This window comes from Duganella alba, assembly GCF_009674495.1.
Lineage (GTDB): Bacteria > Pseudomonadota > Gammaproteobacteria > Burkholderiales > Burkholderiaceae_D > Rugamonas > Rugamonas alba.
In genome coordinates this window covers 98,412-123,619 of sequence record NZ_WKJN01000010.1, presented here as the reverse complement: position 1 = coordinate 123,619, position 25,208 = coordinate 98,412, and the positions used below count along the sequence as shown (strand labels likewise).

Genomic DNA, 25,208 nt, shown 5'->3' with positions numbered 1-25,208 from the left:
AAGGATTTTATCAGCGGCTGGCGGTTTTCGCCGAAGTCGGGGCCACGCGCCAGATGATGTTGCCGACGTCGTCCGCCACCAGCAGCGCGCCCTGCTTGTCCACCGCCACGCCGACCGGCCGGCCGCGCGCCTTGCCGTCGCTGTCGAGGAAGCCGGCCAGGAAGTCCTGCGGCGGACCGGCCGGCTTGCCGTTGGCGAACGGGATGAACACCACCTTGTAGCCGCTGTGCGGCTTGCGGTTCCACGAGCCGTGCTGGCCGATGAACACGCCGCCCTGGTAGGACTGCGGGAACAGCGCGCCTTCATAGAAGGTCAGCCCGAGCGAGGCGGTGTGTGCGCCCAGCGCATAGTCGGGTGCGATGGCCTTGGCCACCAGCGCCGGATTGGGCGGCGACACGCGCTTGTCGACGTGCTGGCCATAGTAGCTGTACGGCCAGCCGTAGAAGGCGCCTTCCTTCACCGAGGTCATGTAGTCCGGCACCAGATCGTTGCCCAGCTCGTCACGCTCGTTGACGGTGGTCCACAGCGTCTTGGTCTGCGGTTCCCAGCCCATGCCGTTGGCGTTGCGCAGGCCGGTGGCGTACAGCTTCGATTTGCTGGTGGCGATTTCCAGCTGCCAGATGGCGGCGCGGCCGGTTTCTTCCTCCATGCCGTTTTCCGCCACATTGCTGTTGGAGCCGACCGTCACGTACAGGAACTTGCCATCCGGGCTGGCGATGATGTTCTTGGTCCAGTGGTGGTTGCGGGTGCCGGCCGGCAGGTCCATCACCTTGACGCCGGCGGTGGCGATGCTGGTGGCGCCGTCCTGGTAGGGGAAGCGCAGCACGGCGTCGGTATCGGCCACGTACAGATCCTTGCCCACCAGGACCATACCGAACGGCGAGTTCAGGCCCTTGATGAAGACGTTGCGGCTCTGCGCCACGCCGTTGGCGTCCAGCCCGCGCAGCAGCGTGATGCGGTTGGCCGATTCGGACACCGCGCCGGCTTTCTTCTGCACCTGCTTCATCACCATGCCCTTGACGCCCTTGCTGTCGTCCGGCTTGGGCGGGGCGTTGGTTTCGGCCACCAGCACGTCGCCGTTGGGCAGCGTGTAGACCCAGCGTGGATGGTCGAGGCCGCTGGCATAGGCGGTCACGCCGAAGCCGGCCGCCGGCACCGGCTTCTGCTGCGCCGCCCACGGTTCGGCCGGCGCGATGTTTACCGTGGGCACCAGCGAGCGCTGCGGCTCCGGCAGTTGCGGATTGGGGCCGAAGCCGACCGGGTAGGATTGGGCGGCGGCAAAGTGCGGCGCGAAGGCGGCGGCGACAAGAAGGGCGAGGGCGGTGTGCTGACGCATGAATGGCAACTCCTGGTGATCAGTCGCGCTTGGTGTGCGCCTGTGGTTGGGCTTCGGCGCCGGCGCGCGGCTTCTGCACGCCGGGCTGGTTGTGGCGGTCGGTGTCGACCATGCCGCTGTCGACGTCCTTGGCGGCCTGCTGGATGATGCTGCGCGGCTTGGTGTCGGCCTCGGGCGCTTCGTCGCGCTCGTGCGGCATGCGCTTGACGCCGTCGTTCTTCACCTTGGCGTCGGTGTTGACGTGCTGGTCTTTCATGGCGGTCTCCGTGGCGTTAGGTTGAGGCCATCTTAACAAGTTGGTTTTCCGTCAGTCGCCACATTGAATTTCGACAACAGTGGGCGGAAGTCGTTTATCATTTAGACCATCTTTCATGATCGGGAATCTTGCATGAGCACTGCCGCCACGCCTGAAAACTGCGCCAACTGTGAAGCGCCGCTGGGCGGCCACTACTGCGCCAACTGCGGCCAGGAGGCGATCCTGCACCATGCCAGCACGCGCGAGTTCCTGCACGAGTTCATCGGCCATTACGTGGCGCTCGAGGGCAAGCTGTGGGGTTCGCTGGTGCGGCTGCTGTTCCGTCCCGGCCTGCTGACCAATGAATATATCCGTGGCCGCCGCGTGCGCTTCGTGCAGCCGCTGCGGCTGTACCTGTCGTTCAGCGTGCTGTTCTTCGCGCTGCTGAAATTCACCGGCGGCGCCGACGTCCATGTCGGCGGCAACGACGAGGACGACACGCAGGTGGCCCAGGTGGTGGCGCCGGTGCGCAAGATGGCCGAGACCGCCGCCGAGCAGCAGACCAGAATGGCGCCGCCGCTGGATGCGGAAGGCGCGCGCAGCAAGCTGGCGGCCGAGGCGGCGATCGCCGACATGGTCAAGGAAGTCGGTCCGAGCAAGAACAAGGCCCAGTCCGAGACGCCGAAAGTGATCCAGGACGACCATGGCGACAAGCCCAACGACCGCGATGAATTCTTCGACGACAAGCTGAGCGACTGGCCGACGCTGCGCCACCAGTGGCATGCGTTCAGCGAGCTGCCGGGCGACCAGCAGTGGAAGGCCGTGCAGAACGGGCTGTATCACTACGCGCCGTATGCGATTTTCTGCCTGATGCCGGTGTTCGCGATGATCCTCAAGGTGCTGTACCTGGGTTCGGGCCGGCGCTTCGGCGAGCATGTGCTGTTCGCGCTGCACACCAACGCCTTCGCCTTCTTCATCTTCTCGGTGATGCTGCTGGTGCATATCAGCCTGGCCCGGTTTGTCCTGTGGTGCTGGCTGATCGGCTACCTGCCGTGGGCGATGCGGCGCGTATACCACAGCGGTCGCGCCGGCACCTTCGCCCGCTGGATGGTGCTGATGCTGTTCTACCTGATGGCGCTGCTGTTCGCGCTCATGATCGCCGGCGGCATGGGCATCATGACGGTGGGGCACTGAACCATGGTGTGCGCTTGCATTAAATACTGTTTAAATGTACAGTGGCGACGCTAGAGGCCGATAGCAGAAGCCGGCGATATGGGTTACCCTGCTGCGTGTTCCCGCCCCTAGCCTAAAGCCGAGACTTTTATGACCGCCACGCACGCTGTTTTTCACACCATCGCACTGGTCGTGCGCCAGAATACCGACGGCATCGCCGAATCGGTGGGCAGCGTGGTCGACTTCCTGCAACAGGGCGGCCACGAGGTGGTGTTTGAAGAGCAGACCGCCGCCCACCTCGGCCTCCAGTTCGACAACATCCGCGTGATGGACGCCGCCGGCATCGGCGCCGACTGCGACGCCGCCATCGTCATGGGCGGCGACGGCACCATGCTGGGCATCGCGCGCCAGCTGGCGCCGTTCGATGTGCCGCTGATCGGCATCAACCAGGGCCGCCTGGGCTTCATGACCGATATTCCCCTCGACGGCATGCTGGACGTGCTGGCACGCATCCTGAGCGGCAGCTACAAGGCCGAGCGCCGCACGCTGCTGGAAGGCCACGTGATGCGCGCCGGCGAATCGATCCATGTCGGCATGGCCGTCAACGATGTGGTGGTGATGCGCGGCACCGGCGCCGGCATGGCCGAGCTGCGGGTCGAGGTGGATGGCCACTTCATGTACAACCAGCGCTCCGATGGCCTGATCATCTCGACGCCGACCGGCTCCACCGCCTACGCGCTGTCGGCCGGCGGACCGCTGCTGCACCCGTCGCTGGGTGGCATCGTGCTGGTGCCGATCGCGCCGCACGCGCTGTCGAACCGGCCGATCGTGCTGCCCGAATCGAGCGAGATCATTATTGAAATCGTGCGCGGGCGCGACATCAGCGTCAACTTCGACATGCAAACCTTCGCCAGCCTGCAGTCGCAGGACCGGATCGTGATCCAGCGCTCGCCGCATGCGATTACCTTCCTGCATCCGGAAGGCTGGAGCTACTACAACACCCTGCGCGAAAAGCTGCACTGGAACGAGTATCCGTCCGGTGAGGGCAAACTCAATTAACCACTCTACAGGTCTCCATGCTGCGTACCCTGTCCATCCGTGATTTCGTCATCGTCGATACGATCGAACTGGAATTCTCCGCCGGCTTTACCGTGTTCACCGGCGAGACCGGGGCCGGCAAATCGATCCTGATCGATGCGCTGACGCTGGCGCTGGGCGGCCGCGGCGACGCCAGCGTGGTGCGCGAAGGCGCGGCCAAGGCCGACATCACGGCCGACTTCGCGGTCAGCGAGCAGGCGCGCGGCTGGCTGGTGGCGCATGAATTCGCGGTGGAGGAGGGCGGCGCGCTGCTGCGCCGCGTGATCGACAACGCCGGCCGCAGCAAGGCCTACATCAATGGCGTGGCGGCGACGGCGGCGCAGTTGCGCGAGCTGGGCGACCTGCTGGTCGACATCCATGGCCAGCACGCGCACCAGTCGCTGATGAAGACCGAGGCCCAGCGCGTGCTGCTGGACGGCCAGGCCGGCGCCGAGGCGCAGGCGCGTTCGGTGGCGGCGGCCTACAAGGCGTGGCGCGCGCTGTCCAGGCAGCTGGAGGAATTCGAGAGCAACGCGGCCAATGTGCTGTATGAGCGCGAGCGGCTGGAGTGGCAGGTCAACGAGCTGGAAAAGCTGGCGGTCAAGCCGGGCGAGTGGGCGGAGGTCAGCAATGAGCAAAGCCGTTTGTCGCACGCGGCCAGCCTGCTGGAAGGCGCGCAGGAGGCGCTGGCGGTGATTTCGGAAGCCGAGGATCATCCCATCCTGTCGCAGCTGTCGTCGCTGAACCAGAAGCTGGGCAAGCTGGCGGACATCGACACCGGCTTGCAGGCGATCGTCGACCTGATCGAGCCGGCGCGCATCCAGTTGCAGGAAGCCGTGTATGCGCTGAACGATTACCTGGACCGCGTGGATCTCGATCCGTCGCGTTTGCGCACGGTGGAGGCGCGCATGGACGCGATCCACTCGGCGGCGCGCAAGTTCCGCGTGCCGGAAGAGCAGCTGCCGGAAGAGCATACGCGGCTGGCCGAGCGCCTGTCGCAGATCGCCGTGGCCAGCGACATGGAAGGCTTGCGCAAGCAGGAGGAAAAGCTGAAGGCGGCCTACATGGCCGAGGCGCAGCGCCTGTCGGCCACGCGCGTCAAGGCGGCTTCGCAACTGGGCGAGGCCGTCACCAGGGCGATGCAGGAATTGAACATGACCGGCGGCCGTTTCGAGGTGGCGCTGAATGCGGGCGAGCCGGCGGCGTATGGCCTGGAGCAGGTGGAGTTCCTGGTGGCCGGTCACGCCGGCGTGGCGGCGCGGCCGCTGGCCAAGGTGGCGTCGGGCGGCGAGCTGGCGCGCATTTCGCTGGCGATTTCGGTGATCACCTCCAACGCGACCACGGTGCCGACCTTGATCTTCGATGAGGTGGATAGCGGCATCGGTGGTGGCGTGGCGGAAGTGGTGGGACGCTTGCTGCGGCGCCTGGGTCAGGGGCGCCAGGTGTTGTGCGTGACGCACTTGCCGCAGGTGGCCAGCCAGGCCGGCCAGCACTTCCAGGTGGCCAAGGGCACGCTGGACAACGGCAAGACCGCTTCGCGCATCGACGTGCTGGATTCGAAATCGCGCGTGGAAGAAATCGCCCGCATGCTGGGCGGGCTGGAAATCACCGCCACCACCCGCAAGCACGCCCGCGAGCTGCTGGCCTCTTGATATAGCTCAGGCCCGCACGCGCAAAAGAGACTAAGATTGATCATTGCCCTTTACAAGGGAGGCGATCGTGGATACGGAGCAACGCATTGAGCGGCTGGAAGTCTTTGCTGATGACGTGAAGACGCGATTGACGCGCATCGAGGAGCAGTTGAAATACACCGCGACCAAAGAGGATGTCGCCAATTTGCGAGCGGATATTGGCGCTCTGGAAGTCAGAATGGTGAAGTGGTTTATTTTCGCCTCATTCGGAATGACCACGGTCATGGGCAGTGTCGCTGTCGCTGCGATTCGATTTATGCATTAAGATAGTAAGATAGCGGTTGACGACAATCGACCTCATCCGCCTTCATGACCTTTCTAAAAGAACCGCCGCACAAGCACGGCACCCTCGGCCGCAGCGCCATCGTCCTGGTGAACCTGGGCACGCCCGATGAGCCGACCCGTTCCGCCGTCCGCCGCTACCTGAAGGAATTCCTGTCCGACCCGCGCGTGGTCGAGATTCCCAAGGCCGTCTGGTGGTTCATCCTCAACCTGATCATCCTGCCGTTCCGCTCCGGCCAGTCGGCCAAGAAGTACGCCACCATCTGGACCCGCGAAGGCTCGCCGCTGCGCACCCACACCGCCGCCCAGGCGCTCGGCCTGCGTGCCGCCCTCGGCGAGCGTGGTCACGAAGACCTGACCGTCGCCATGGCCATGCGCTACGGCTCGCCGTCGCTGCCGGAAGTGCTGACCAAGCTGAAAGCCGACGGCGCCGAGCGCGTCCTGGTGCTGCCCGCCTACCCGCAATACTCCGGCACCACCACCGGCTCGATCTACGACGCCGTGTTCCAGCACTACGGCAGCGTGCGCAACATCCCGGAGATGCGCTTCATCCGCAACTACCACGACCACGACGGCTATATCCGCGCGCTCAAGCAGTCGGTGCTGGCGCACTGGGAACAGCACGGCCGGCCGGAAAAGCTGGTGATGAGCTTCCACGGCGTGCCGAAGCGCACGCTGATGCTGGGCGATCCCTATCATTGCGAATGCCTGAAAACCGCGCGCCTGCTGGCCGCCGCGCTGAAGCTGACGCCGGAGCAGTATATCGTCACCTTCCAGTCGCGCTTCGGCAAGGCCGAGTGGCTGCAGCCGTACACGGCGCCCACCGTGGCCCAGCTGGCGCGCGACGGCGTCAAGCGGCTGGACGTGATCTGCCCGGGTTTCATCAGCGACTGCCTGGAGACGCTGGAAGAAATCTCGATGGAGGTGCGGCACGACTTTGAATCCAATGGCGGCAAAGAGTTTCACTACATCCCCTGCCTGAACGAATCGCCGGCCTGGATCGCCGCGCTGGCCGAAATCGCCGAGCAGCACATCATCGGCTGGCCGACGCAGATGGCGCCGGCCGAACGCGAGCTGCTGAAAAAAGAAGCGGAGGCCGCCCGCGCCACCGCACTGGAACGCGGCGCCGCCGACTGAAAAGCAACATTACCCGCCTCACCACACCGTCACCCGACAATCAGCACTTGCGGGTGACGAGTGCCAGCCTGTTAAAATAGCCGCCTGATGCAGGATTCCGTTGTTGAAATGGCAGGTGAAATAACCCTTGAAAACGTAGGTTATCGCCCCATTTGCTGCCACAGCGGTAACAACGGTAATGTCAAACAAATACGATTGTAGGAGTCTCTAGATGCAAGATCAGGAAAACCAAGCCGTACCACCTAATCCAGAGGCGGCAGCAGCCGCTGCGTCGGCCCAACCATCGACCCCGGAAGCTGGTCTGTCCTCGCTGGAACAGCAGCTGGCCGACACCGAAGCCAAGCTGGCCGAGATGCATGACGCGTTCATGCGCGCCAAGGCCGACGGTGAAAACATCCGTCGCCGCGCCCAGGAAGATGTCTCCAAGGCCCACAAGTTCGCGGTAGAAAGCTTTGCCGAGGCGCTGGTGCCCGTGAAAGACAGCCTTGAAATGGCGCTGAAAGTCGAAGCGCCAACGCTGGAATCGCTGAAGGAAGGCGTTGAAATGACGCTCAAGCAACTGTCCGCAGCCTTCGAGCGCAACCGCCTGATCGCCATCGAACCGGCGCAGGGCGAGAAACTGGACCCGAACAAGCACCAGGCCGTTGCCGTGGTGCCTGCCGACCAGGAAGCCAACACGGTCGTTTCCGTACTGCAAAAAGGTTACATGATCGCGGATCGCCTGTTGCGTCCGGCCATCGTCACCGCAGCGCAAGCGAAATAAATATCAAGCTCTTGAAAAGACAGAGCTTTTCCACATATTAGTACCATCTGAACTCTAGCAAATAAGGAAGAAAATCATGGGTAGAATTATCGGTATCGATCTGGGAACCACGAATTCCTGCGTTTCCGTCATGGAAAATGGTCAGCCAAAGGTAATCGAAAACGCCGAAGGCGCACGTACGACGCCATCGATCATTGCTTACCAAGAAGATGGTGAAATCCTGGTCGGCGCACCGGCCAAACGCCAGGCTGTGACCAACCCGAAAAACACGCTGTTCGCCGTCAAGCGCCTGATCGGTCGTAAATTCGACGAGAAGGAAGTGCAGAAGGACATCGGCCTGATGCCTTACTCGATCACCAAAGCCGACAACGGCGATGCATGGATCGGCGTGCGCGACAAGAAACTGGCCCCGCCACAAATCTCGGCGGAAGTGTTGCGCAAGATGAAGAAAACCGCGGAAGACTACCTGGGTGAAGAAGTCACCGAGGCCGTCATCACCGTACCGGCGTACTTCAACGACTCGCAGCGTCAGGCCACCAAGGACGCCGGCCGTATCGCTGGTCTGGACGTCAAGCGCATCATCAACGAACCTACCGCGGCCGCGCTGGCTTTCGGCCTGGACAAGACCGAAAAGGGCGACCGCAAGATCGCCGTGTACGACTTGGGCGGCGGTACTTTCGACGTATCGATCATTGAAATCGCCGACGTGGATGGCGAGAAGCAGTTCGAAGTGCTGTCGACCAACGGCGACACCTTCCTGGGCGGCGAAGACTTCGACCAGCGCATCATCGATTACATCATCGAAGAGTTCAAGAAGATCAACGGCCTGGACCTGAAAAAAGATCCGATCGCCCTGCAGCGCATCAAGGCTTCGGCCGAGCGCGCGAAGATCGAACTGTCGTCGTCGCAGCAGACCGAAATCAACGAGCCGTACATCGCCATGGCGAATGGCGCGCCGGTCCACCTGACGCTGAAAATGACCCGCGCCAAGCTGGAATCGCTGGTGGAAGAGCTGATCATCGCCACCATCGAGCCATGCAAAACCGCGATCAAGGACGCTGGCGTCAAAGTGTCGGACATCGATGACATCATCCTGGTCGGCGGCATGACCCGTATGCCGAAGGTGCAAGAGAAAGTTAAAGAGTTCTTCGGCAAAGATCCACGCAAAGACGTGAATCCGGACGAAGCGGTTGCGGTGGGCGCGGCGATCCAGGGTTCGGTGCTGTCGGGCGAACGCAAGGACTTGCTGCTGCTGGACGTGACGCCTCTGTCGCTGGGTATCGAAACCCTGGGCGGCGTGATGACCAAGATGATCCACAAGAACACCACGATTCCGACCAAGTTCTCGCAAGTGTTCTCGACCGCCGACGACAACCAGCCTGCGGTGACCATCAAGGTGTATCAAGGTGAGCGCGAAATTGCGGCCGGCAACAAGGGCCTGGGCGAGTTCAATCTGGAAGGCATCCCGCCGGCAGCACGCGGCACGCCACAGATCGAAGTGACCTTCGACATCGACGCCAACGGCATTCTGCACGTCGGCGCCAAAGACAAGGCCACCGGCAAAGAGAACAAGATCACGATCAAGGCCAACTCCGGTCTGACCGAAGCGGAAATCCAGAAAATGGTGAAAGACGCTGAAGTCAACGCTGAGGAAGACAAGAAAGTGAAGGAACTGGCCGAGTCGCGCAATCAGGCCGACGCGCTGGTCCACTCGACCCGCAAGTCGCTGACCGAATACGGCGACAAGCTGGAAGCCGGCGAGAAAGAGAAGATCGAAGCTGCGATCACCGACCTGGAAGCCTCGATCAAATCGGGCGACAAGGCCGAGATCGACGCCAAGGTGGCTTCGCTGTCGACCGCTTCGCAGAAGCTGGGCGAGAAGATGTACGCCGACATGCAGGCGCAGCAGGCAGCCGGCGGTGCGGAAGGTGCGGCACCAGGCGCAGGCGCAGGCGCCGAGCAGGCCAAGCCACAGGACGACGTGGTGGACGCCGACTTCAAAGAAGTCAAAGACAGCAAGTAATCACGTCATTCCCGCTCCGGCGGGAATGGCCAGCCGAGTCGTGTGGCCGTGTCAAACGGCGCCGGCTCGGCTTTTTCGCATAAATCAGTACAGAATATAAGCAAGGTCCCGACAATATGGCAAAGCGTGATTTCTACGAGATACTCGGTGTCGCAAAGAGCGCATCGGAAGACGAGATCAAGAAGGCCTATCGCAAACTGGCTATGAAGTACCATCCGGACCGCAATCCGGACAGCAAAGACGCGGAAGAGAAATTCAAGGAAGTCAAAGAAGCCTACGAAATGCTGACCAATCCGGAGAAGCGCGAAGCGTATGACCGTTATGGTCACGCCGGCGTCGATCCGAATGCGGGCGGCGGCTTCGGCGGCGGCGCCGGCGGTTTCGGCGACGCCTTTGGCGACATCTTCGGCGACATCTTCGGCGGCGGCCGCGGCCGCAGCCAGGGCCCGCAGGTGTACCGCGGCGCCGACCTGCGCTACAACCTGGAAATCACGCTGGAACAGGCGGCGCACGGCTTCGACACCACCATCCGCGTGCCGTCGTGGGACAAGTGCGACACCTGCCACGGCACCGGCGCCAAGCCGGGCACCTCGCCGGTGACCTGCTCGACCTGCGCCGGCCACGGCCAGGTGCGCATGCAGCAGGGCTTCTTCAGCATCCAGCAGACCTGCCCGAAATGCCACGGCACCGGCAAGATCATTCCCGAGCCATGCGCCGCCTGCTCGGGCCAGGGCCGCATCAAGCGCAACAAAACGCTGGAAGTGAAGATCCCGGTCGGCATCGACAACGGCATGCGCATCCGCTCGTCCGGCAACGGCGAACCGGGGACCAATGGCGGACCGTCGGGCGACTTGTACGTGGAAATCCACATCAAGCCGCACAGCGTGTTCCAGCGCGAAGGCGACGACCTGCACTGCGAAATGCCGATCTCCTTCGCCAAGGCGGCGCTGGGCGGCGAAATCGAAGTGCCGACGCTCTCTGGTAAAGTATCGTTTACGATCCCGGAAGGCACCCAGTCGGGCAAGACCTTCCGCCTGAAAGGCAAGGGCATCAAGGGCGTGCGTTCCGGTTTCGCGGGCGACCTGTTCTGCCACGTGGCGGTCGAGACGCCGGTCAAGCTGACCGACAAGCAGAAAGACCTGCTGCGCGAGTTTGAAAAGTCGACCACCGAGGGCGGCAACAAGCACAGCCCGCAGACGAAAACCTGGCGTGACAAGGTCAAGGACTTCTTTGAGTAACTTGTCGGTCACACAGGCTTGGTAATATCGGACCGCCGCGCTGCCGTTTTGGGCAGACCGGCGGTCTTCTTATGTACGAGAGGAGCATCATGGAAAGTCTGAAAAACAGCACGTCCCCCCTGCGTGGCCTGCTTGAGAACAACCGCCGCTGGGCGGAATCGGAAGTCGCGCGCGACCCCGAATTCTTCAGCCGGCTGGCCAACCAGGCCGCACCGGAATACCTGTGGATCGGCTGCTCGGACAGCCGCGTACCGGCGAACGAACTGCTGGGCCTGTTGCCGGGCGACGTTTTCGTGCACCGCAATATCGCCAACGTGGTGGTGCACTCGGACCTGAACTGCCTGTCGGTGCTGCAGTTCGCGATTGATGTGCTGAAGGTCAAGCACGTGATCATCGTCGGCCACTACGGCTGCAAGGGCGTGCATGCCGCCATGATGGGCACGCGTGTCGGCCTGGTCGACAACTGGCTGCGCCACGTGCACGACGTGCACCAGAAGCACGAGCGTTACATGGGCACCGTGGTCAACGAGCAAAAGCGTTCGGAGCGCCTGGTGGAATTGAACGTGGTGGAGCAGGTATCCAACGTCTGCGCCACCACCATCGTGCAGGACGCCTGGGAACGCGGCCAGGACCTGACGGTGCATGGCTGGGTGTACGGCATCAACGACGGCAAGCTGCAGGACATGGGCATTGCCGTCAGCGGGCGCGACCAGCTGGCGCCGGCAGTCGCGCAACGTCTGGCCAAATACGATGTCGTTGCCGGCTGATCGGACTGAAAACGTATAACGATATCGGATAAGCTTCGTTTTCTTGATAAGGACGGCGGCATAGACTGTATGGCACATAGTTCTCAAGGTGTGCATCATGTCTGCCGTTCTTCAGGAAACTTTTCAGGTTGAGTTGTTTGATGCGCCGCTGGGCGCCGCAATCCTTGGGCTGGACCTGAACCGCCCGCTGCCGCAGCGGGACTTCCAGCGCATCCACAAGGCGCATCTGGACCACCACCTGCTGGTGTTCCGCGACCAGCGCATCACGCCGCAGCAGCAGGTCGATTTCAGCCGCCGTTTCGGGCCGCTGCAAATCCACGTGCTGCGCAATTTCCAGCTGCCCTCCAATCCGGAGGTGCTGATCATCTCCAACATCATCGAAGACGGCAAGCCGACCGGCCTGGGCGACGCCGGCCACTTCTGGCATTCCGATTTGTCGTATGTCGACAAGCCGAGCCTCGGCTCCATGCTGCACGCGCAGGAGCTGCCGGCGGAAGGCGGCGATACGCTGTTCGCCAATATGCACCTGGCGTGGGACACCTTGCCGGCCGCGCTGCGCAATGCCGTGCAGGGCGCGCGCGCCGAACACAGTTACCTGACGCAGTATGAAGAGCTGCGCCGCCGCAGCCCGTTCCGCCCGGCGCTGACGCAGGCGCAGATCGACGAGGTCAAGCCGGTGGTCCATCCGGTGGTGCGTACGCACCCGGAGACGGGCCGCAAGGCGCTGTTCGTCAGCGAGCATTTCACCACCCGCATCGTCGGCATTCCGGAAGACGAAAGCCGCACGCTGCTGACCGAACTGTTCGCGCACAGCGTGCTGCCGGAGCATGTGTATCGCCATCGCTGGGCGCCGCACGACATGGTGTTCTGGGATAACCGCTCGCTGATGCACTTGGCGGCCGGCACGCCGGCGCATCTGCGCCGCAAGCTGTATCGCACCACCATCGAAGGCGACGCGCCTTTCTAATCCACCAGGGAATTCCATGTTCAAACTGACCGCCGCCGCTCTGGCCCTGAGCTTCGCCGTGACCGCACCCGCGCAGGCGGAAGGCCGCATCCGTATCGCCGAGCAGTTCGGCGTGGTCTACCTGCTGCTGAACGTGGCGCAGGACCAGCAGCTGATTGAAAAGCAGGGCAAGAAGCTCGGCGTCGACATCACCGTGGAGCGCTTGCAGCTGTCCGGCGGCTCGGCGGTAAACGATGCGCTGCTATCGGGCGCCATCGATATCGCCGGCGCCGGCGTCGGCCCGCTGCTGACCATCTGGGACCGCACCAACGGCCGGCAGAACGTGAAGGGCGTGGCGTCGCTGGGCAGCTTCCCTTACTACCTGGTGAGCACCAATCCGAAAGTGAAGTCGATCGCCGACCTGACCGAAAAGGACCGCATTGCGCTGCCGGCGGTGACGGTGTCGGTGCAGTCGCGCATTTTGCAGTACGCGGCGGCCAAACAGTGGGGCGAGAAGGAGTTTGCGCGCCTGGATAAATTTACGCAGACCTTGCCGCATCCGGATGCGACGGCGGCTGTCATTGCGGGCGGTACGGAGATCAACGGTCACTTCGGCAATCCGCCGTTCCAGGAGCAGGAGCTGGCCGGCAATTCGCATGCGCACATCGTGCTCAATTCCTACGATGTGCTGGGCGGCCCGAGTTCGGCCACCGTGCTGTATGCGACCGAGAAGTTCCGCAACGAGAATCCGAAAACCTACCGCGCCTTCACCGCCGCGCTGGCGGAAGCGGCGCAGTATGTGGCCAGGAATCCGGAAGGCGCGGCCGATACCTATCTGCGCATCAGCAAGAGCAAGGTGGATCGCGAACTGCTGCTGAAGATCATCAGGAACCCGCAAGTGAACTTCAGCGTGGCGCCGCAGAACACCTATGGCCTGGCGCAGTTCCTGTATCGCGTTGGCGCGATCAAGAAGCAGCCGGCCAGCTGGCGCGATTACTTCTTTGAAGATCCTGTGATTGCGAACGGATCATGAGCCTGCAGATCGTCAGTCCCACCGGCGGCATCCAGCCGCTGCTGCGCGCCGATGGCGTCAGCCTCGAATACGGCGGCACGCGCGCCACGCACGACGTCAGTTTCGACGTGTATCGCGGCGACCGTTTCGTGCTGCTCGGTCCTTCGGGCTGCGGCAAGTCGTCGCTGCTGAAGGCGGCGGCGGGATTCGTCAAGCCGGCGGCGGGCAGCATCTCGCTCAACGGTGCGCCGGTGCGCGGACCGGGACCGGATCGCATCGTGGTGTTCCAGGAGTTCGACCAGCTGCCGCCGTGGAAGACGGTGAAGGAGAACGTGATGTTCCCGCTGCTGATGGCCAAGCGCGTCAGCCGTCACGAAGCGTCTGGACGGGCGATGCACTGGATCGCCAAGGTGGGCCTGGCCGGCTTTGAGGATGCGCATCCGCACACGCTGTCCGGCGGCATGAAACAGCGCGTGGCGATTGCGCGCGCGCTGGCGATGCAGCCGGAGGTGCTGCTGATGGACGAGCCGTTCGCGGCGCTCGATGCGCTTACGCGGCGCAAGATGCAGGAGGAGCTGGGAAGGCTGTGGGAAGAGCTCCGCTTTACGCTGCTGTTCGTTACGCATTCGATCGAGGAGGCGCTGGTGGTGGGCAACCGTATCCTGCTGCTGTCGCCGCATCCGGGGCAGGTGAGGGCAGAGTTGAACAGCCACCAGTTCGATCTGGCCAGCGCCGGCAGCACCGAGTTCCAGGCCGCCACACAGCGCATTCACAGCTTGCTGTTCGGCGAATCGGTCGACCAGGATGCCGCGCGTGTCGCCGAGGCGCGCGACCGGAGCGCCGCACCATGAGCCTCGTCCTCGATCCGCCTATCCTCCAGGAGCGCGAATACACCGTCGCGCCGCCCACGTTGCGCGCCGCCGATCCCGTGCTGCCGCTGGCGCGCCGCGCATGGCAGCAAAGCTGGCTGCGCAAAACCGTCATCCTGATCCTGCTGGCCATCTTGTGGGAAGCCGTCGCCCGCTGGCAGGCCAACGACCTGCTGCTGCCCAGCTTCCTGCAAACCGCCCGTGCCTTCATCGACGGTGTGGTCAGCGGCGAACTGCCGGCCCGCGTGCGCATCTCGCTGGCGGTTCTGCTGCAAGGCTACGTGGCCGGCATCGCCGCCGCCTTCGCCCTGACCGCATTGGCCGCCTCCACCCGCATCGGCCGCGACCTGCTGGAAACGCTGACCGCCATGTTCAACCCGCTGCCCGCCATCGCCTTGCTGCCGCTGGCGCTGCTGTGGTTCGGCCTGGGACGCGGCAGCCTGCTGTTCGTCATCGTCCACGCGGTGCTGTGGCCGCTGGCGCTGGGCGCCTACGCCGGCTTCCAGTCGGTGCCGGACACGCTGCGCATGGCGGGCCGCAACTATGGCCTGAGCGGACTGCGGCTGGTGCTGCACATCCTGGTGCCGGCGGCGTTGCCGTCCATCCTGTCCGGCCTGAAAATCGGCTGGGCCTTCGCCTGGCGCACGCTGATCGCGGCCGAGCTGGTGTTCGGCACCACCGGCGGGCAGGGCGGCCTGGGCTGGTACATTTTCCAGAACCGCAACGAGCTGTACACCGACAAAGTTTTCGCCGGGCTGGCCGCCGTCATCGTCATTGGCCTGCTGGTGGAAAACGTGGTATTCCGTCCACTGGAAACGTTAACCGTGCGACGCTGGGGCATGCAACGCTAGGATGAGGTCTGGCAGAATCCGGCGTTTGTGCCGTAGAATCTGCAAATGCACATCCAAACTACTGGTTTGATTCTTGCTTGCAGCAAGGTCATGACCCATCTCCATGCGTAAGCCGGCCATGCCCAATTTGCGTATCGTCGTCGTCAACACCGTCATCCATGATGAGGGTGACGAAGCGTTGCACGCTCAGGCCGAGCGTGCGCGCGTGCTGCGCATTGGTCTGCTCGAAGCCGGCTACGACATCATCGCCTCGCTGCCGCCGGACATGTACCTGCCCGAGCGCATCGGCCAGCTGCAGCCGGACATGATCATCGTCGACGCCGAGTCGGACGCGCGCGATGTGCTGGAACACGTGGTCATCGCCACCCGCGACGAGCGCCGCCCCATCGTCATGTTCACCGAAGACCAGGACCCGGAAAGCATGGAGGCCGCCGTCGAAGCCGGCGTGTCGGCCTACATCGTGGCCGGCTTGCAGAGCGAACGCATCAAGCCGGTGCTGCAAGTGGCGCTGGCGCAGTTCAAGCGCGAGCAGAAGCTGCTGGATGAGCTGTCCGACACCAAGAGCAAGCTGGCCGAGCGCAAGGTCATCGAAAAGGCCAAGGGCCTGCTGATGGAGCGCCAGCGCTTCACTGAGGAGCAGGCCTATCAAAAACTGCGCTCCATGGCCATGAGCAAGAACCTCAAGCTGTCCGAAGTTGCCCAGCGCATCCTCGACGTCGAAGACCTGCTAGGCTAAAAACGCCCCACCAAAATGATGCACCGCGCAATTGCGGTGCATTTTTTTTGCGCAAACCACGCGTTCTCCCTCTGTGGCACTGCTGGCACAAACATTGCATAGCTGTAAGCAAGCGCAATGATGCGCGGATGCGCCTCGCCAACGGCGGTGAGGCCCACCAGACAATGACGTCTACCAATCATGAATTCGTTCGTGAGGGTAGGCGTTTTTTTTGGCCCATAGTTATTGACGACTACAGAGGGATTGCCATGAAATACAAGCAGCTCAAAGCGAAGATCACCTTGCCACCTGGCGACGCGGACGTTAATGTCAAGCGCAGGAAAATCATTCATGGTGCAGGTTTAATCGCAGGAGGAAGCATGTTGGGATTGGCAACGGGTGGCGTCTGGGCTGCAGGCTCGGACAAGCCGGAGAAGGAAGAAATCAAGATCGGCTTCATTCCGCTGACCGACTGCGCCTCCGTGGTGATGGCGTCGGTGTTGGGCTTCGATAAAAAATACGGCGTCAAATTCGTGCTGAGCAAAGAGGCTTCGTGGGCCGGCGTGCGCGACAAGCTGGCCAATGGCGATCTGGATGCGGCCCATGTGTTGTATGGCCTGCTTTACGGCGTGCAGATGGGGATCGGCGGCCAGAAGAAGGACATGGCGGTGCTGATGAGCCTCAACAACAACGGTCAGGCCATCACGCTGTCGAAGAAAATCGCCGACAAGGGCGGTGTCGACGGCCCGTCGCTGGCCAAGCTGATGCAAACCGATAAACGCGAATACACCTTCGCGCAGACCTTCCCGACCGGCACCCACGCGATGTGGTTGTACTACTGGATGGCCGCCAACGGCATCAATCCGATGAAGGACGCCAAGGTCATCACCGTGCCGCCGCCGCAGATGGTGGCCAATATGCGTGTCGGGAATATGGACGGCTTCTGCGTGGGCGAACCGTGGGGCCACCGCGCCATCATGGATGGCGTCGGCATCACCGCCACCACCACGCAGGATATCTGGAAGGACCATCCGGAGAAGGTGCTGGGATCGACGCTGGAATTCGCGAAAAAATATCCGAACACCTGCCGCGCGATGATGGCGGCGATTCTGGATGCCGGCAAATGGATTGACTCTTCGCTGGCCAACAAGAACAAGATGGCCGAGACGATTGCCGACAAATCCTACGTCAACACCAGCAAGGATGCGATCGACCAGCGCATCATGGGCCGCTATCAGAATGGCCTGGGCAAGACCTGGGACGATCCGAACCACATGAAGTTCTACAACGACGGCGCGGTCAACTTCCCCTACCTGTCGGACGGCATGTGGTTCATGACGCAGCATCGCCGCTGGGGCCTGCTGAAGGAAGATCCGGACTATCTGGCGGTGGCCACCTCGGTCAACCAGATCGCGCTGTACAAGGATGCGGCGGCCATGACCAAGACGCCTGTCCCTGCAAGCCCTCTGCGCACCTCGAAGCTGATGGACGGTTCCGTATGGGACGGCAAGAATCCGAAAGCCTACGCCGCCTCGTTCAAGATCAAAGCCTGATAACCGGAGGACGCCATGAACGCCTTGCTCGAACCCGATAGCGCGGAACCGGTGGCTGCGGCCATCGAAGCTTCCGCTCCGACGCGCCGTCCACGCCGGCCGCTGGCCGCCAACGGCACGGCGCGTGCGCGCCAGCAGGTCTCCGCCACCGCCATGAAGATCGTGGCGCCGCTGGTGGGCGCCGCGCTGCTGGTGCTGGTGTGGCAGCTCATCACCGTCAACAACAGTTCCTTCCCGACGCCGATGGTCACGCTGGCGGAGGCGGTCAAGCTGTTCTCCGATCCGTTCTACCGCAACAGCCCGAACGACCAAGGCATCGGCTGGAACCTGCTGGCGTCCCTGCAGCGCGTGGGCATGGGCTTCGGCATGGCGGCGCTGGTCGGTATTCCGCTGGGCTTCGTGATCGGCCGCGTCAAGTTCGTCAACAACATGTTCGGGCCGATCATCAGTTTGCTGAAACCGGTGTCGCCGCTGGCGTGGCTGCCGATTGGGCTGCTGGTGTTCAAGTCCGCCAATCCGGCTGCGATCTGGTCGATTTTCATCTGCTCGATCTGGCCGATGATTATCAACACAGCCGTTGGCGTGCAGCGCGTGCCGCAGGATTACATGAACGTGGCGCGCGTGCTGAATCTGTCGGAATGGAAGATCCTGACCAAGATCCTGCTGCCGTCGGCGCTGCCGTACATCCTGACCGGCGTGCGCCTGTCGATCGGCACCGCGTGGCTGGTGATCGTCGCGGCCGAGATGCTGACCGGCGGCGTGGGCATCGGCTTCTGGCTGTGGGACGAGTGGAACAACCTGAATGTCCCGCACATCATCATCGCGATTGTGTCGATAGGCCTGGTGGGGCTGCTGCTGGAACAGGCGCTGATGGCGCTGGCCCGCGCCTTCACCTACGAACAAGTATCCAACTAAGGAGCGCGATCATGGACGAATCCAAATTCATCGACATCGAAGGCGTGGAGATGGTCTTCCACACCAAGAAGGGTGTGTTCCACGCGCTGCGCGAGATCGACCTGACGGTGCGCAAGGGCGAATTCATCACGCTGATCGGCCACTCGGGCTGCGGCAAATCGACCTTGCTCAATCTGATCGCCGGCCTGCTGCAACCGAGCGACGGCGTGCTGTTGTGCGCCAACCGCGAAATCGCCGGTCCGTCGCCGGAGCGTTCGGTGGTGTTCCAGAACCACTCGCTGCTGCCTTGGCTGACCTGCTACGAAAACATCCATCTCGGCGTGGAGCGCGTGTTCGGCAAGACTGAATCGAAGGCGCAGCTGCGCGAACGCACCATGGCTGCATTGGCGCTGGTTGGCCTGACGCCGGCCGAGAACAAGCGTCCGCACGAAATCTCGGGCGGCATGAAGCAGCGAGTCGGCATCGCCCGCGCGCTGGCGATGGAGCCGAAAGTGCTGCTGATGGACGAACCCTTCGGCGCGCTCGATGCGCTGACGCGTGCGCACTTGCAGGACGAGTTGCTGAAGATAGTGGCCGCCACCAAGTCCACCGTGGTGATGGTGACGCACGACGTGGACGAAGCGGTGCTGTTGTCCGACCGCATCGTCATGATGACCAACGGCCCGGCCGCCACCATCGGCGAAATCGTCGAGGTGCAACTGGAGCGACCGCGCGACCGCGTGGCCCTGGCGGCTGACGCCAAGTACATGGCATACCGCACGGCGGTGCTGGAATTCCTGTATCGCAAACAGGCGCATCCCGCGAAGGAAGCCGCCTGATGGAGAACGTCGCCAGCAAAGCGCTCAGTGGCGAAGTATTCAGCGCCTTGATCAACTTGTCCGGGCGCCGCCGCTTCACCTCGCAGCGCATCGTGCTGTATGCGCTGCTGGCGTCGCAAAGACAGGATGGCAGCGCGGCCACGGCGCAGGAAGCGTTGACACTGTTCCGTGGCGCGCACAAGTCACTGCTCAGCGAGGCGGATGGTTTGCCCGGCGTGTTCTGCCCCGAGTTGCGCGAAGCCTACTTCGGCAAGCTCGATGGCGACAAGCAGATCGTGGCCTTTGCCGATCTTGGCGAACGTACCTTGAAAGCCATCGCGCAGGGTTCCACGCAGGCGGAGGAACTGCTGGCGGAACTGGTGCGCATCACCACGCCGACGCTGGCGATCCTGAATGCGATCACCGGCATCTACGAGGAACAGGCCAAGCAGAACGCGCGGCAGGTGCGCAGGCAGCTGCGTGGTGTGATCACGGATATTGAAACCATTAACCGCCAGGCGCGCATGGTGGCGTTCAATGCGCGCATCGTGGCGGCGCGCGCCGGGCAGGCAGGCAAGGAGTTCTCGGTGGTGGCTGGCGTGCTGTCCACCATCACCGGAGAAATCGACGAAATGGTCAACGCGGCGCTGGCCGCTGCCGCTTGAACCAATCGGCCAGGCTGGCGACATAGTCTTGCAGGTGCGGCTGGTCCGGCGCTTGCAGCGCGTGGCTGGCGTTGGGATATTCGATGAAAGTGAAGTCCTTGCCCGGATGTTGCGCAAAGTAGTCGCGCAAGGCGCGGCCGGATTCGATCGCTTCACTCTCATCCTTCTCACCCATGGCCGCGATGATGGGAATGTCTAGTTGACGATAGGTGAGCAGCGGATCGTAGAACAGGTGCGAACTCCAGTAGCGGTAGGCGTGTCCCATGAATTCTTTTTCCAGGCTGTCCGGATCGGCTTTGATGGCGGCGAAGGTCTTCAGGAACAGCGCGCGCGAAAGCGGATTCGCATACGGCGCCACACCGCGATCTGCAAAGATCAGAAAGCCTTCGCTTTGCGGCAGGCCGCCACTCCCGCCCGTGGCGAGCCAGCCGATTTTCGGGCTGCGCAAGGCCACCAGCGGCGCCACCATGCCGCCTTCGGAGAAGCCCACTACCGCCACGCTGCGCGCGCCCAGCGCTTTCAGAGGCGGCAGGTTGTCGATGAAGGCCAGATTGTCGCTGACGCGGCGTTCCAGATAGTCCGCCTGGTTGTAGGTGTCGGAGCAGGTCTCGCCGCTGTCGCCCGGCTGAATACCTGTCTTCTCGAGGAAGTGGACATCCACCGGCGCCGGATAGCGTTCGAAGAAGAACGGCAGGCGGTTGCCGGATGCCTTGCAGCCGGATCATTGTATGTCTGCCTTTTTGACAACCAAGTATAGAAGCTGAACCGGAATCTGTACAGAACCCCTCAATAGCTGAATGCCTGTTACGATGGCTCTTTCACCGAGGAGGTGATATGTCGATTTACCATCGAGAAGGCCAGCGGGCATTCACCGAGTTTGCTGCCGCATTGGCTGAAGAACAAGCCGCAGCGCACGAGCTGGCGCAATGCGCCAAGATCGACGCCTACCACCTGGTGGCGCAGGATGTCTTCAAGCGGCTCACCGCCGCCCACGCCAAGACCACCGCCGCATTCGAACAGATTGAGTGCTTCAGGGTGAACGGTGCATCATAAGCGTGCAAACGCGCACCGCAACATCGCACCGCACCAAATTATCAATCCACCACCACACCGCGTTTTTCCGCTGTTTCCCTCTGTAGCCGCGTGTTTGAAGGCTTGGCACGCGTCTTGCACTACACAAGGCAAGAGGTCAACGGCGATCTCCCTGAAGTACACGAATACATAGCTGGTCCAAAGACGGACTGGCAGGACAACGGCGTCCGCCCAACCCGGTCTTTGAGGCCCGGTTGCGCGGACGCCTTTTTGTTTTCTGAACGGGATAAACAATGGCCAGCAAAGCTACCAGCATCAAGCTCTTTTCGATCTCAACGCCACAGATGCGGGCGTTCCATTTGACCTGGATGGCGTTCTTCGTCTGCTTCTTCGCGTGGTTCGCCTGCGCGCCGCTGATGCCGGTGATTAAAGGAGAATTCGGACTGACCGTCGCGCAGATCGCCAACATCAATATCGCGGCCGTCGCCGTCACCATTCTCGTGCGGCTGGTCGTCGGCCCACTGTGCGACCACTTCGGCCCGCGCAAAGCCTATACCGGCCTGCTGCTGCTTGGTTCCATTCCGGTGATTGGCGTCGCCTTCGCGCAGAGCTACGAGAGCTTCCTGTTCTTCCGCCTTGCCATCGGTGCGGCCGGCGCCAGCTTCGTCATCACGCAGTATCACACCTCGGTGATGTTCGCGCCGAAGGTGGTGGGCACCGCCAATGCCGCCGCCGCAGGCTGGGGCAATGCCGGCGGTGGTGTCGCGCAAGCCGCCATGCCGCTGCTGATGACCGCCATGGTGATGCTGGGCGTGAGCGAAGGCTTCGGCTGGCGCGCAGCGCTGATCGTGCCCGGCGTGCTAATGATCGTCATGGCCTTTGTCTACTACCGCTATACGCAGGATTGCCCGCAAGGGAACTTCAGCGAGCTACGCGCCGCCGGCATTACGATTGAAGGCGGAAAGAAAGGCGGCTGGGATTCGTTCAAGCTGGCCGCCGCAAATTACCGCGTATGGCTGCTGTTCATCACCTACGGCGCCTGCTTCGGCATCGAGATCTTCATCCACAACATCGCCGCGGTCTATTACGTCGACCACTTCAAACTGACGCTGGCGCAGGCCGGCATGGCGGCGGGCAGCTTTGGCCTGCTGGCGTTGTTCGCCCGCGCGCTGGGCGGCTGGGTATCGGACAAGTTTGCCGCCGGCGGCAACCTGAATCACCGCGTCACGCTGCTGTTCGTGCTGATGCTGGGCGAAGGCGCCGGCCTGCTGATGTTCGCCCACGCCGGCAACGCCATGCTGGCCATTGCCGCCATGCTGTTCTTCGGTTTGTTCACTCACATGGCTTGCGGCGCGACCTACGCCGTGGTGCCGTTCATCGACAAGCGCGCCTTGGGCGGCGTGGCAGGCATCATCGGCGCCGGCGGCAATGTGGGCGCTGTCGCTGCGGGCTTCCTGATGAAAGGCATGGGCGACGTGCAGCAGACGCTGAGCATCCTCGGCATCCTGGTTGCCATCTCCGCGCTGTGCGCACTGGCTGCGCGCTTCAGCGGCAGCACCGTAGACAACGCAGTCGCCACCGCTTAAAGGAACAGACCATGAAAATTATCGTTATCGGCCACGGCATGGTGGGCCATAAATTTCTCGAAAGCCTGGCCAACAGCGGAGCGGCCAATGTGCAGGTGACGGTGCTGTGCGAGGAACCGCGTCCCGCCTACGACCGCGTGCACCTGTCCGAATTCTTCTCCGGTAAAAAGGCGGAAGACCTGTCGCTGGTGAAGCCCGGCTTCTTCGACCGTGACGACATGGTGCTGCGCCTGAACACCCGCGCCACCGCCATCGATACCCAAGCGAAAACCGTCACCATCGCCGACGGCAATGTGCTCGACTACGACAAGCTGGTAATCGCCACCGGTTCCTATCCATTCGTACCTTCGCTGCCGGGCAAGGAGCGCAAGGACTGCTTCGTCTACCGCACCATTGAAGACCTGGAAGCGATGCTCGAATGCGGTAATCGTTCGAAGACCGGCGTGGTGATCGGCGGCGGCCTGTTGGGTCTCGAATGCGCCAAGGCGCTGCGCGACATGAAGCTGGAAACCCACGTGGTGGAATTCTCGCCACGCCTGATGGCGGTGCAGGTGGATGATGGCGGCGGTCGTGTGCTGCGCCGTAAAATCGAAGAGCTGGGCGTCACCGTCCATACCGGCAAGAACACCACCGCCATTGTCGACGGCGTCGATGGCACGCATCGTATGGAATTCGCCGACGGCGGCCATCTGGATGCCGACATGATCGTATTCTCGGCCGGCATCCGTCCACGCGACATGCTGGCGCGCGAAGCCGGCCTGACCATCGGCCCGCGCGGCGGCATCGAAATCAATAACAACTGCGTCACCTCCGACCCGGACGTCTACGCCATCGGCGAATGCGCGCTGTGGGGCGGCTTGATCTTCGGCCTGGTGGCGCCGGGCTATGAGATGGCGCGCGTCGCCGTCAAGCACATGCTGGGCGAAGCGGCGGAATTCTCCGGCGCCGACATGAGCACCAAGCTGAAACTGATGGGCGTGGATGTGGCTTCCATCGGCGACCCGCACGGCAAGGCCGAAGGCAGCCACTCTTACCAGTTCATCGACGAACGCAAGCAGATCTACAAGAAGATCGTGGTGTCCGACTGCGGCAAGTACCTGCTGGGCGGCGTGATGGTGGGCGATGCCAGCGAATACGGCACGCTGCTGCAAATGATGCTGAATAAAATCGAGCTGCCGGAATCGCCTGAATTCCTGATACTGCCGCAGTCCGATGGCGCGGCCAAGCCGGCGCTGGGCGTGGATGCATTGCCGGACACCGCGCAGATCTGCTCCTGCAACGACATCTCCAAAGGTGCCCTGTGCGCCGCTGTCGCCAATGGCGCCACCACCGTCGCGCAGTTGAAAAGCTGCACGGGCGCCGGCACCGCATGCGGCGGCTGCGTGCCGCTGGTCACGCAGGTGATGAAGGCCGAGATGAAGAAGCAGGGCATGGAAGTCAACAACCATGTCTGCGAACACTTCGCCTACTCGCGCCAGGAGTTGTTCCACCTGATCAAAGTTGGCCAGTTGAAGACCTTCAACGACCTGCTGCACAAGCATGGCAAGGGCCTGGGCTGCGACGTCTGCAAGCCGCTGGCCGCCAGCATCCTGGCCACCGTCTACAACGACTTCGTGCTGAAGAAGGAACACGCCAGCCTGCAAGACACCAACGACTACTTCCTCGGCAATATCCAGAAGGACGGCACGTACTCCGTCGTGCCGCGCATGCCGGCCGGCGAAGTGACGGCCGATGGTCTGATCGCCGTCGGCATGGTGGCCAAGAAGTACGGTCTGTACACCAAGATCACCGGCGGTGCGCGCGTGGACCTGTTTGGCGCCCGCGTCGAGCAGCTGCCGCTGATCTGGGAAGAACTGATCGCCGCCGGCTTCGAATCCGGCCACGCCTACGGCAAGTCGCTGCGCACGGTGAAGTCCTGCGTTGGCTCGACCTGGTGCCGTTACGGCGTCGATGATTCCATCGGCCTGGCGATTGAGCTGGAAAACCGCTACAAGGGTCTGCGTACGCCGCACAAGATCAAGTTCGGGGTGTCCGGCTGCACGCGCGAATGCGCCGAAGCGCAGGGCAAGGATGTCGGCATCATCGCCACCGAAAAAGGCTGGAACCTCTACGTGGCCGGCAACGGCGGCATGAAGCCGCGCCACGCCGAGCTGCTGGCGACGGAGCTGGACAAGGAAACGCTGATCAAGTATATCGACCGCTTCCTGATGTTTTACAGCCGCACCGGCGACCGCCTGCAACGTACCAGCACCTGGCGCGAGAATCTGGAAGGCGGTCTGGATTACCTGAAGCAGGTGGTGGTGCAGGACAAGCTGGGCATCGGCGCCGAGCTGGAAGCCGACATGCAGCACGTCGTCAATACCTATGCCTGCGAGTGGAAGGAAGCGGTCGAGAATCCTGAGACACGCAAACGCTTCCGCCACTTCGTCAACAGCGACAAGGGCGACGAGAACGTGCTGTTCATGCAGGAGCGCGGCCAGATTCGTCCGGCCACCGTGGAAGAGCGCAAGCGCGTGATCCCTATCGCAGTCGTTTGAGGAGAAGA

The 25,208-nt window shown here is 62.7% G+C and carries 25 protein-coding genes; 21 read left to right on the top strand and 4 right to left on the bottom strand.

Annotation, left to right across the window (positions count from 1 at the left end; genetic code table 11):
• Positions 1-10 precede the first annotated feature (10 nt).
• Positions 11-1,336 (bottom strand): PQQ-dependent sugar dehydrogenase, encoded by a 1,326-nt coding sequence (locus GJ695_RS12505; protein WP_154365155.1) that lies wholly within the window; start codon positions 1,334-1,336, stop codon positions 11-13.
• Between the two features lie 19 nt (positions 1,337-1,355).
• The gene (locus GJ695_RS12500) at positions 1,356-1,592 is read right to left on the bottom strand and encodes a hypothetical protein (RefSeq protein WP_154365153.1); all 237 of its coding nucleotides are present in this window, start codon (positions 1,590-1,592) and stop codon (positions 1,356-1,358) included.
• Between the two features lie 132 nt (positions 1,593-1,724).
• Between GJ695_RS12500 and GJ695_RS12495 the strand changes: the two genes are divergently transcribed.
• From GJ695_RS12495 to GJ695_RS12430, 14 genes are all read left to right on the top strand, one after another.
• Entirely contained in the window at positions 1,725-2,765 is a 1,041-nt protein-coding gene (locus tag GJ695_RS12495) for a DUF3667 domain-containing protein (RefSeq protein ID WP_154365152.1), read from the top strand.
• A gap of 129 nt (positions 2,766-2,894) precedes the next feature.
• Complete coding sequence (locus tag GJ695_RS12490; RefSeq protein WP_154365150.1) at positions 2,895-3,803, top strand: NAD kinase; 909 nt, start codon at positions 2,895-2,897, stop codon at positions 3,801-3,803.
• A gap of 17 nt (positions 3,804-3,820) precedes the next feature.
• Complete coding sequence (recN, locus tag GJ695_RS12485) at positions 3,821-5,473, top strand: DNA repair protein RecN (protein ID WP_154365148.1); 1,653 nt, start codon at positions 3,821-3,823, stop codon at positions 5,471-5,473.
• Between the two features lie 67 nt (positions 5,474-5,540).
• Positions 5,541-5,777 (top strand): hypothetical protein, encoded by a 237-nt coding sequence (locus GJ695_RS12480; RefSeq protein WP_154365146.1) that lies wholly within the window; start codon positions 5,541-5,543, stop codon positions 5,775-5,777.
• Between the two features lie 44 nt (positions 5,778-5,821).
• On the top strand, positions 5,822-6,931 hold the full coding sequence (gene hemH, locus GJ695_RS12475) for a ferrochelatase (RefSeq protein ID WP_154365144.1): 1,110 nt from the start codon (positions 5,822-5,824) through the stop codon (positions 6,929-6,931).
• A 211-nt stretch (positions 6,932-7,142) separates the two neighbouring features.
• A complete protein-coding gene (gene grpE / locus GJ695_RS12470) occupies positions 7,143-7,694 on the top strand; it encodes a nucleotide exchange factor GrpE (protein WP_154359369.1) in 552 nt (183 codons plus the stop codon).
• A 76-nt stretch (positions 7,695-7,770) separates the two neighbouring features.
• A complete protein-coding gene (gene dnaK, locus GJ695_RS12465; protein ID WP_154365142.1) occupies positions 7,771-9,717 on the top strand; it encodes a molecular chaperone DnaK in 1,947 nt (648 codons plus the stop codon).
• 116 nt (positions 9,718-9,833) lie between these two features.
• On the top strand, positions 9,834-10,955 hold the full coding sequence (gene dnaJ, locus GJ695_RS12460; RefSeq protein WP_154365141.1) for a molecular chaperone DnaJ: 1,122 nt from the start codon (positions 9,834-9,836) through the stop codon (positions 10,953-10,955).
• Positions 10,956-11,044: 89 nt separating this feature from the next.
• Positions 11,045-11,722: a carbonate dehydratase gene (gene can / locus GJ695_RS12455; RefSeq protein ID WP_154365139.1), complete on the top strand. Its 678-nt coding sequence runs from the start codon at positions 11,045-11,047 to the stop codon at positions 11,720-11,722.
• A gap of 97 nt (positions 11,723-11,819) precedes the next feature.
• Positions 11,820-12,689, top strand: a complete 870-nt coding sequence (locus GJ695_RS12450; RefSeq protein WP_154365137.1) for a TauD/TfdA dioxygenase family protein — start codon at positions 11,820-11,822, stop codon at positions 12,687-12,689.
• Positions 12,690-12,705: 16 nt separating this feature from the next.
• Positions 12,706-13,701, top strand: coding sequence for an ABC transporter substrate-binding protein (locus GJ695_RS12445; RefSeq protein WP_154365136.1), 996 nt, complete (start codon positions 12,706-12,708; stop codon positions 13,699-13,701).
• Positions 13,698-14,531, top strand: coding sequence for an ABC transporter ATP-binding protein (locus tag GJ695_RS12440; RefSeq protein ID WP_154365135.1), 834 nt, complete (start codon positions 13,698-13,700; stop codon positions 14,529-14,531). Before GJ695_RS12445 ends, GJ695_RS12440 begins: the two co-directional genes overlap by 4 nt.
• Positions 14,528-15,400, top strand: coding sequence for an ABC transporter permease (locus tag GJ695_RS12435; protein WP_154365133.1), 873 nt, complete (start codon positions 14,528-14,530; stop codon positions 15,398-15,400). The genes GJ695_RS12440 and GJ695_RS12435 overlap by 4 nt, the downstream gene beginning before the upstream one ends.
• A gap of 118 nt (positions 15,401-15,518) precedes the next feature.
• Positions 15,519-16,136, top strand: a complete 618-nt coding sequence (locus tag GJ695_RS12430; RefSeq protein WP_154365131.1) for an ANTAR domain-containing response regulator — start codon at positions 15,519-15,521, stop codon at positions 16,134-16,136.
• Here GJ695_RS12430 and GJ695_RS12425 read toward each other — a convergent pair.
• Positions 16,133-16,468 (bottom strand): hypothetical protein, encoded by a 336-nt coding sequence (locus GJ695_RS12425; protein ID WP_154365129.1) that lies wholly within the window; start codon positions 16,466-16,468, stop codon positions 16,133-16,135. The two genes, GJ695_RS12430 and GJ695_RS12425, sit on opposite strands and share 4 nt — an antisense overlap.
• On the opposite strand from GJ695_RS12425, the gene GJ695_RS12420 reads away from it, so the two are divergent.
• Genes GJ695_RS12420 through GJ695_RS12405 form a run of 4 tightly spaced genes read left to right on the top strand, consistent with a single transcriptional unit; the run spans position 16,385 to position 20,045 of the window.
• Entirely contained in the window at positions 16,385-17,668 is a 1,284-nt protein-coding gene (locus tag GJ695_RS12420; RefSeq protein WP_229260427.1) for a CmpA/NrtA family ABC transporter substrate-binding protein, read from the top strand. The two genes, GJ695_RS12425 and GJ695_RS12420, sit on opposite strands and share 84 nt — an antisense overlap.
• Before the next feature lie 15 nt (positions 17,669-17,683).
• Positions 17,684-18,583 carry a nitrate ABC transporter permease gene (gene ntrB / locus GJ695_RS12415; RefSeq protein WP_154365125.1) on the top strand — a complete coding sequence of 300 codons (900 nt, stop codon included), beginning with the start codon at positions 17,684-17,686 and terminating at the stop codon, positions 18,581-18,583.
• An 11-nt stretch (positions 18,584-18,594) separates the two neighbouring features.
• A complete protein-coding gene (locus tag GJ695_RS12410) occupies positions 18,595-19,401 on the top strand; it encodes an ABC transporter ATP-binding protein (RefSeq protein WP_154365123.1) in 807 nt (268 codons plus the stop codon).
• Positions 19,401-20,045, top strand: a complete 645-nt coding sequence (locus tag GJ695_RS12405) for a methyl-accepting chemotaxis protein (protein ID WP_154365121.1) — start codon at positions 19,401-19,403, stop codon at positions 20,043-20,045. Before GJ695_RS12410 ends, GJ695_RS12405 begins: the two co-directional genes overlap by 1 nt.
• Here the strand turns inward: GJ695_RS12405 and GJ695_RS12400 are convergent.
• Positions 20,017-20,706 carry an alpha/beta fold hydrolase gene (locus tag GJ695_RS12400; protein WP_166455122.1) on the bottom strand — a complete coding sequence of 230 codons (690 nt, stop codon included), beginning with the start codon at positions 20,704-20,706 and terminating at the stop codon, positions 20,017-20,019. The genes GJ695_RS12405 and GJ695_RS12400 overlap by 29 nt on opposite strands.
• Before the next feature lie 173 nt (positions 20,707-20,879).
• Between GJ695_RS12400 and GJ695_RS12395 the strand changes: the two genes are divergently transcribed.
• From GJ695_RS12395 to nirB, 3 genes are all read left to right on the top strand, one after another.
• Positions 20,880-21,098 (top strand): hypothetical protein, encoded by a 219-nt coding sequence (locus GJ695_RS12395; protein ID WP_154365117.1) that lies wholly within the window; start codon positions 20,880-20,882, stop codon positions 21,096-21,098.
• Between the two features lie 272 nt (positions 21,099-21,370).
• Complete coding sequence (locus GJ695_RS12390; protein ID WP_154365115.1) at positions 21,371-22,663, top strand: MFS transporter; 1,293 nt, start codon at positions 21,371-21,373, stop codon at positions 22,661-22,663.
• 11 nt (positions 22,664-22,674) lie between these two features.
• Positions 22,675-25,200, top strand: coding sequence for a nitrite reductase large subunit NirB (nirB, locus tag GJ695_RS12385; RefSeq protein ID WP_154365113.1), 2,526 nt, complete (start codon positions 22,675-22,677; stop codon positions 25,198-25,200).
• The last annotated feature ends 8 nt before the right edge of the window (positions 25,201-25,208 follow it).

Excerpts from the sequence above, each read along its gene's own strand:
- GJ695_RS12505 (WP_154365155.1), bottom strand. The coding sequence starts at position 1,336 with ATGCGTCAGCACACCGCCCTCGCCCTTCTTGTCGCCGCCGCCTTCGCG.
- GJ695_RS12500 (WP_154365153.1), bottom strand. The coding sequence starts at position 1,592 with ATGAAAGACCAGCACGTCAACACCGACGCCAAGGTGAAGAACGACGGC.
- GJ695_RS12495 (WP_154365152.1), top strand. The coding sequence starts at position 1,725 with ATGAGCACTGCCGCCACGCCTGAAAACTGCGCCAACTGTGAAGCGCCG.
- GJ695_RS12490 (WP_154365150.1), top strand. The coding sequence starts at position 2,895 with ATGACCGCCACGCACGCTGTTTTTCACACCATCGCACTGGTCGTGCGC.
- recN (WP_154365148.1), top strand. The coding sequence starts at position 3,821 with ATGCTGCGTACCCTGTCCATCCGTGATTTCGTCATCGTCGATACGATC.
- hemH (WP_154365144.1), top strand. The coding sequence starts at position 5,822 with ATGACCTTTCTAAAAGAACCGCCGCACAAGCACGGCACCCTCGGCCGC.
- grpE (WP_154359369.1), top strand. The coding sequence starts at position 7,143 with ATGCAAGATCAGGAAAACCAAGCCGTACCACCTAATCCAGAGGCGGCA.
- dnaK (WP_154365142.1), top strand. The coding sequence starts at position 7,771 with ATGGGTAGAATTATCGGTATCGATCTGGGAACCACGAATTCCTGCGTT.
- dnaJ (WP_154365141.1), top strand. The coding sequence starts at position 9,834 with ATGGCAAAGCGTGATTTCTACGAGATACTCGGTGTCGCAAAGAGCGCA.
- can (WP_154365139.1), top strand. The coding sequence starts at position 11,045 with ATGGAAAGTCTGAAAAACAGCACGTCCCCCCTGCGTGGCCTGCTTGAG.
- GJ695_RS12450 (WP_154365137.1), top strand. The coding sequence starts at position 11,820 with ATGTCTGCCGTTCTTCAGGAAACTTTTCAGGTTGAGTTGTTTGATGCG.
- GJ695_RS12445 (WP_154365136.1), top strand. The coding sequence starts at position 12,706 with ATGTTCAAACTGACCGCCGCCGCTCTGGCCCTGAGCTTCGCCGTGACC.
- GJ695_RS12440 (WP_154365135.1), top strand. The coding sequence starts at position 13,698 with ATGAGCCTGCAGATCGTCAGTCCCACCGGCGGCATCCAGCCGCTGCTG.
- GJ695_RS12435 (WP_154365133.1), top strand. The coding sequence starts at position 14,528 with ATGAGCCTCGTCCTCGATCCGCCTATCCTCCAGGAGCGCGAATACACC.
- GJ695_RS12430 (WP_154365131.1), top strand. The coding sequence starts at position 15,519 with ATGCCCAATTTGCGTATCGTCGTCGTCAACACCGTCATCCATGATGAG.
- GJ695_RS12420 (WP_229260427.1), top strand. The coding sequence starts at position 16,385 with ATGAAATACAAGCAGCTCAAAGCGAAGATCACCTTGCCACCTGGCGAC.
- GJ695_RS12425 (WP_154365129.1), bottom strand. The coding sequence starts at position 16,468 with ATGAATGATTTTCCTGCGCTTGACATTAACGTCCGCGTCGCCAGGTGG.
- ntrB (WP_154365125.1), top strand. The coding sequence starts at position 17,684 with ATGAACGCCTTGCTCGAACCCGATAGCGCGGAACCGGTGGCTGCGGCC.
- GJ695_RS12410 (WP_154365123.1), top strand. The coding sequence starts at position 18,595 with ATGGACGAATCCAAATTCATCGACATCGAAGGCGTGGAGATGGTCTTC.
- GJ695_RS12405 (WP_154365121.1), top strand. The coding sequence starts at position 19,401 with ATGGAGAACGTCGCCAGCAAAGCGCTCAGTGGCGAAGTATTCAGCGCC.
- GJ695_RS12395 (WP_154365117.1), top strand. The coding sequence starts at position 20,880 with ATGTCGATTTACCATCGAGAAGGCCAGCGGGCATTCACCGAGTTTGCT.
- GJ695_RS12390 (WP_154365115.1), top strand. The coding sequence starts at position 21,371 with ATGGCCAGCAAAGCTACCAGCATCAAGCTCTTTTCGATCTCAACGCCA.
- nirB (WP_154365113.1), top strand. The coding sequence starts at position 22,675 with ATGAAAATTATCGTTATCGGCCACGGCATGGTGGGCCATAAATTTCTC.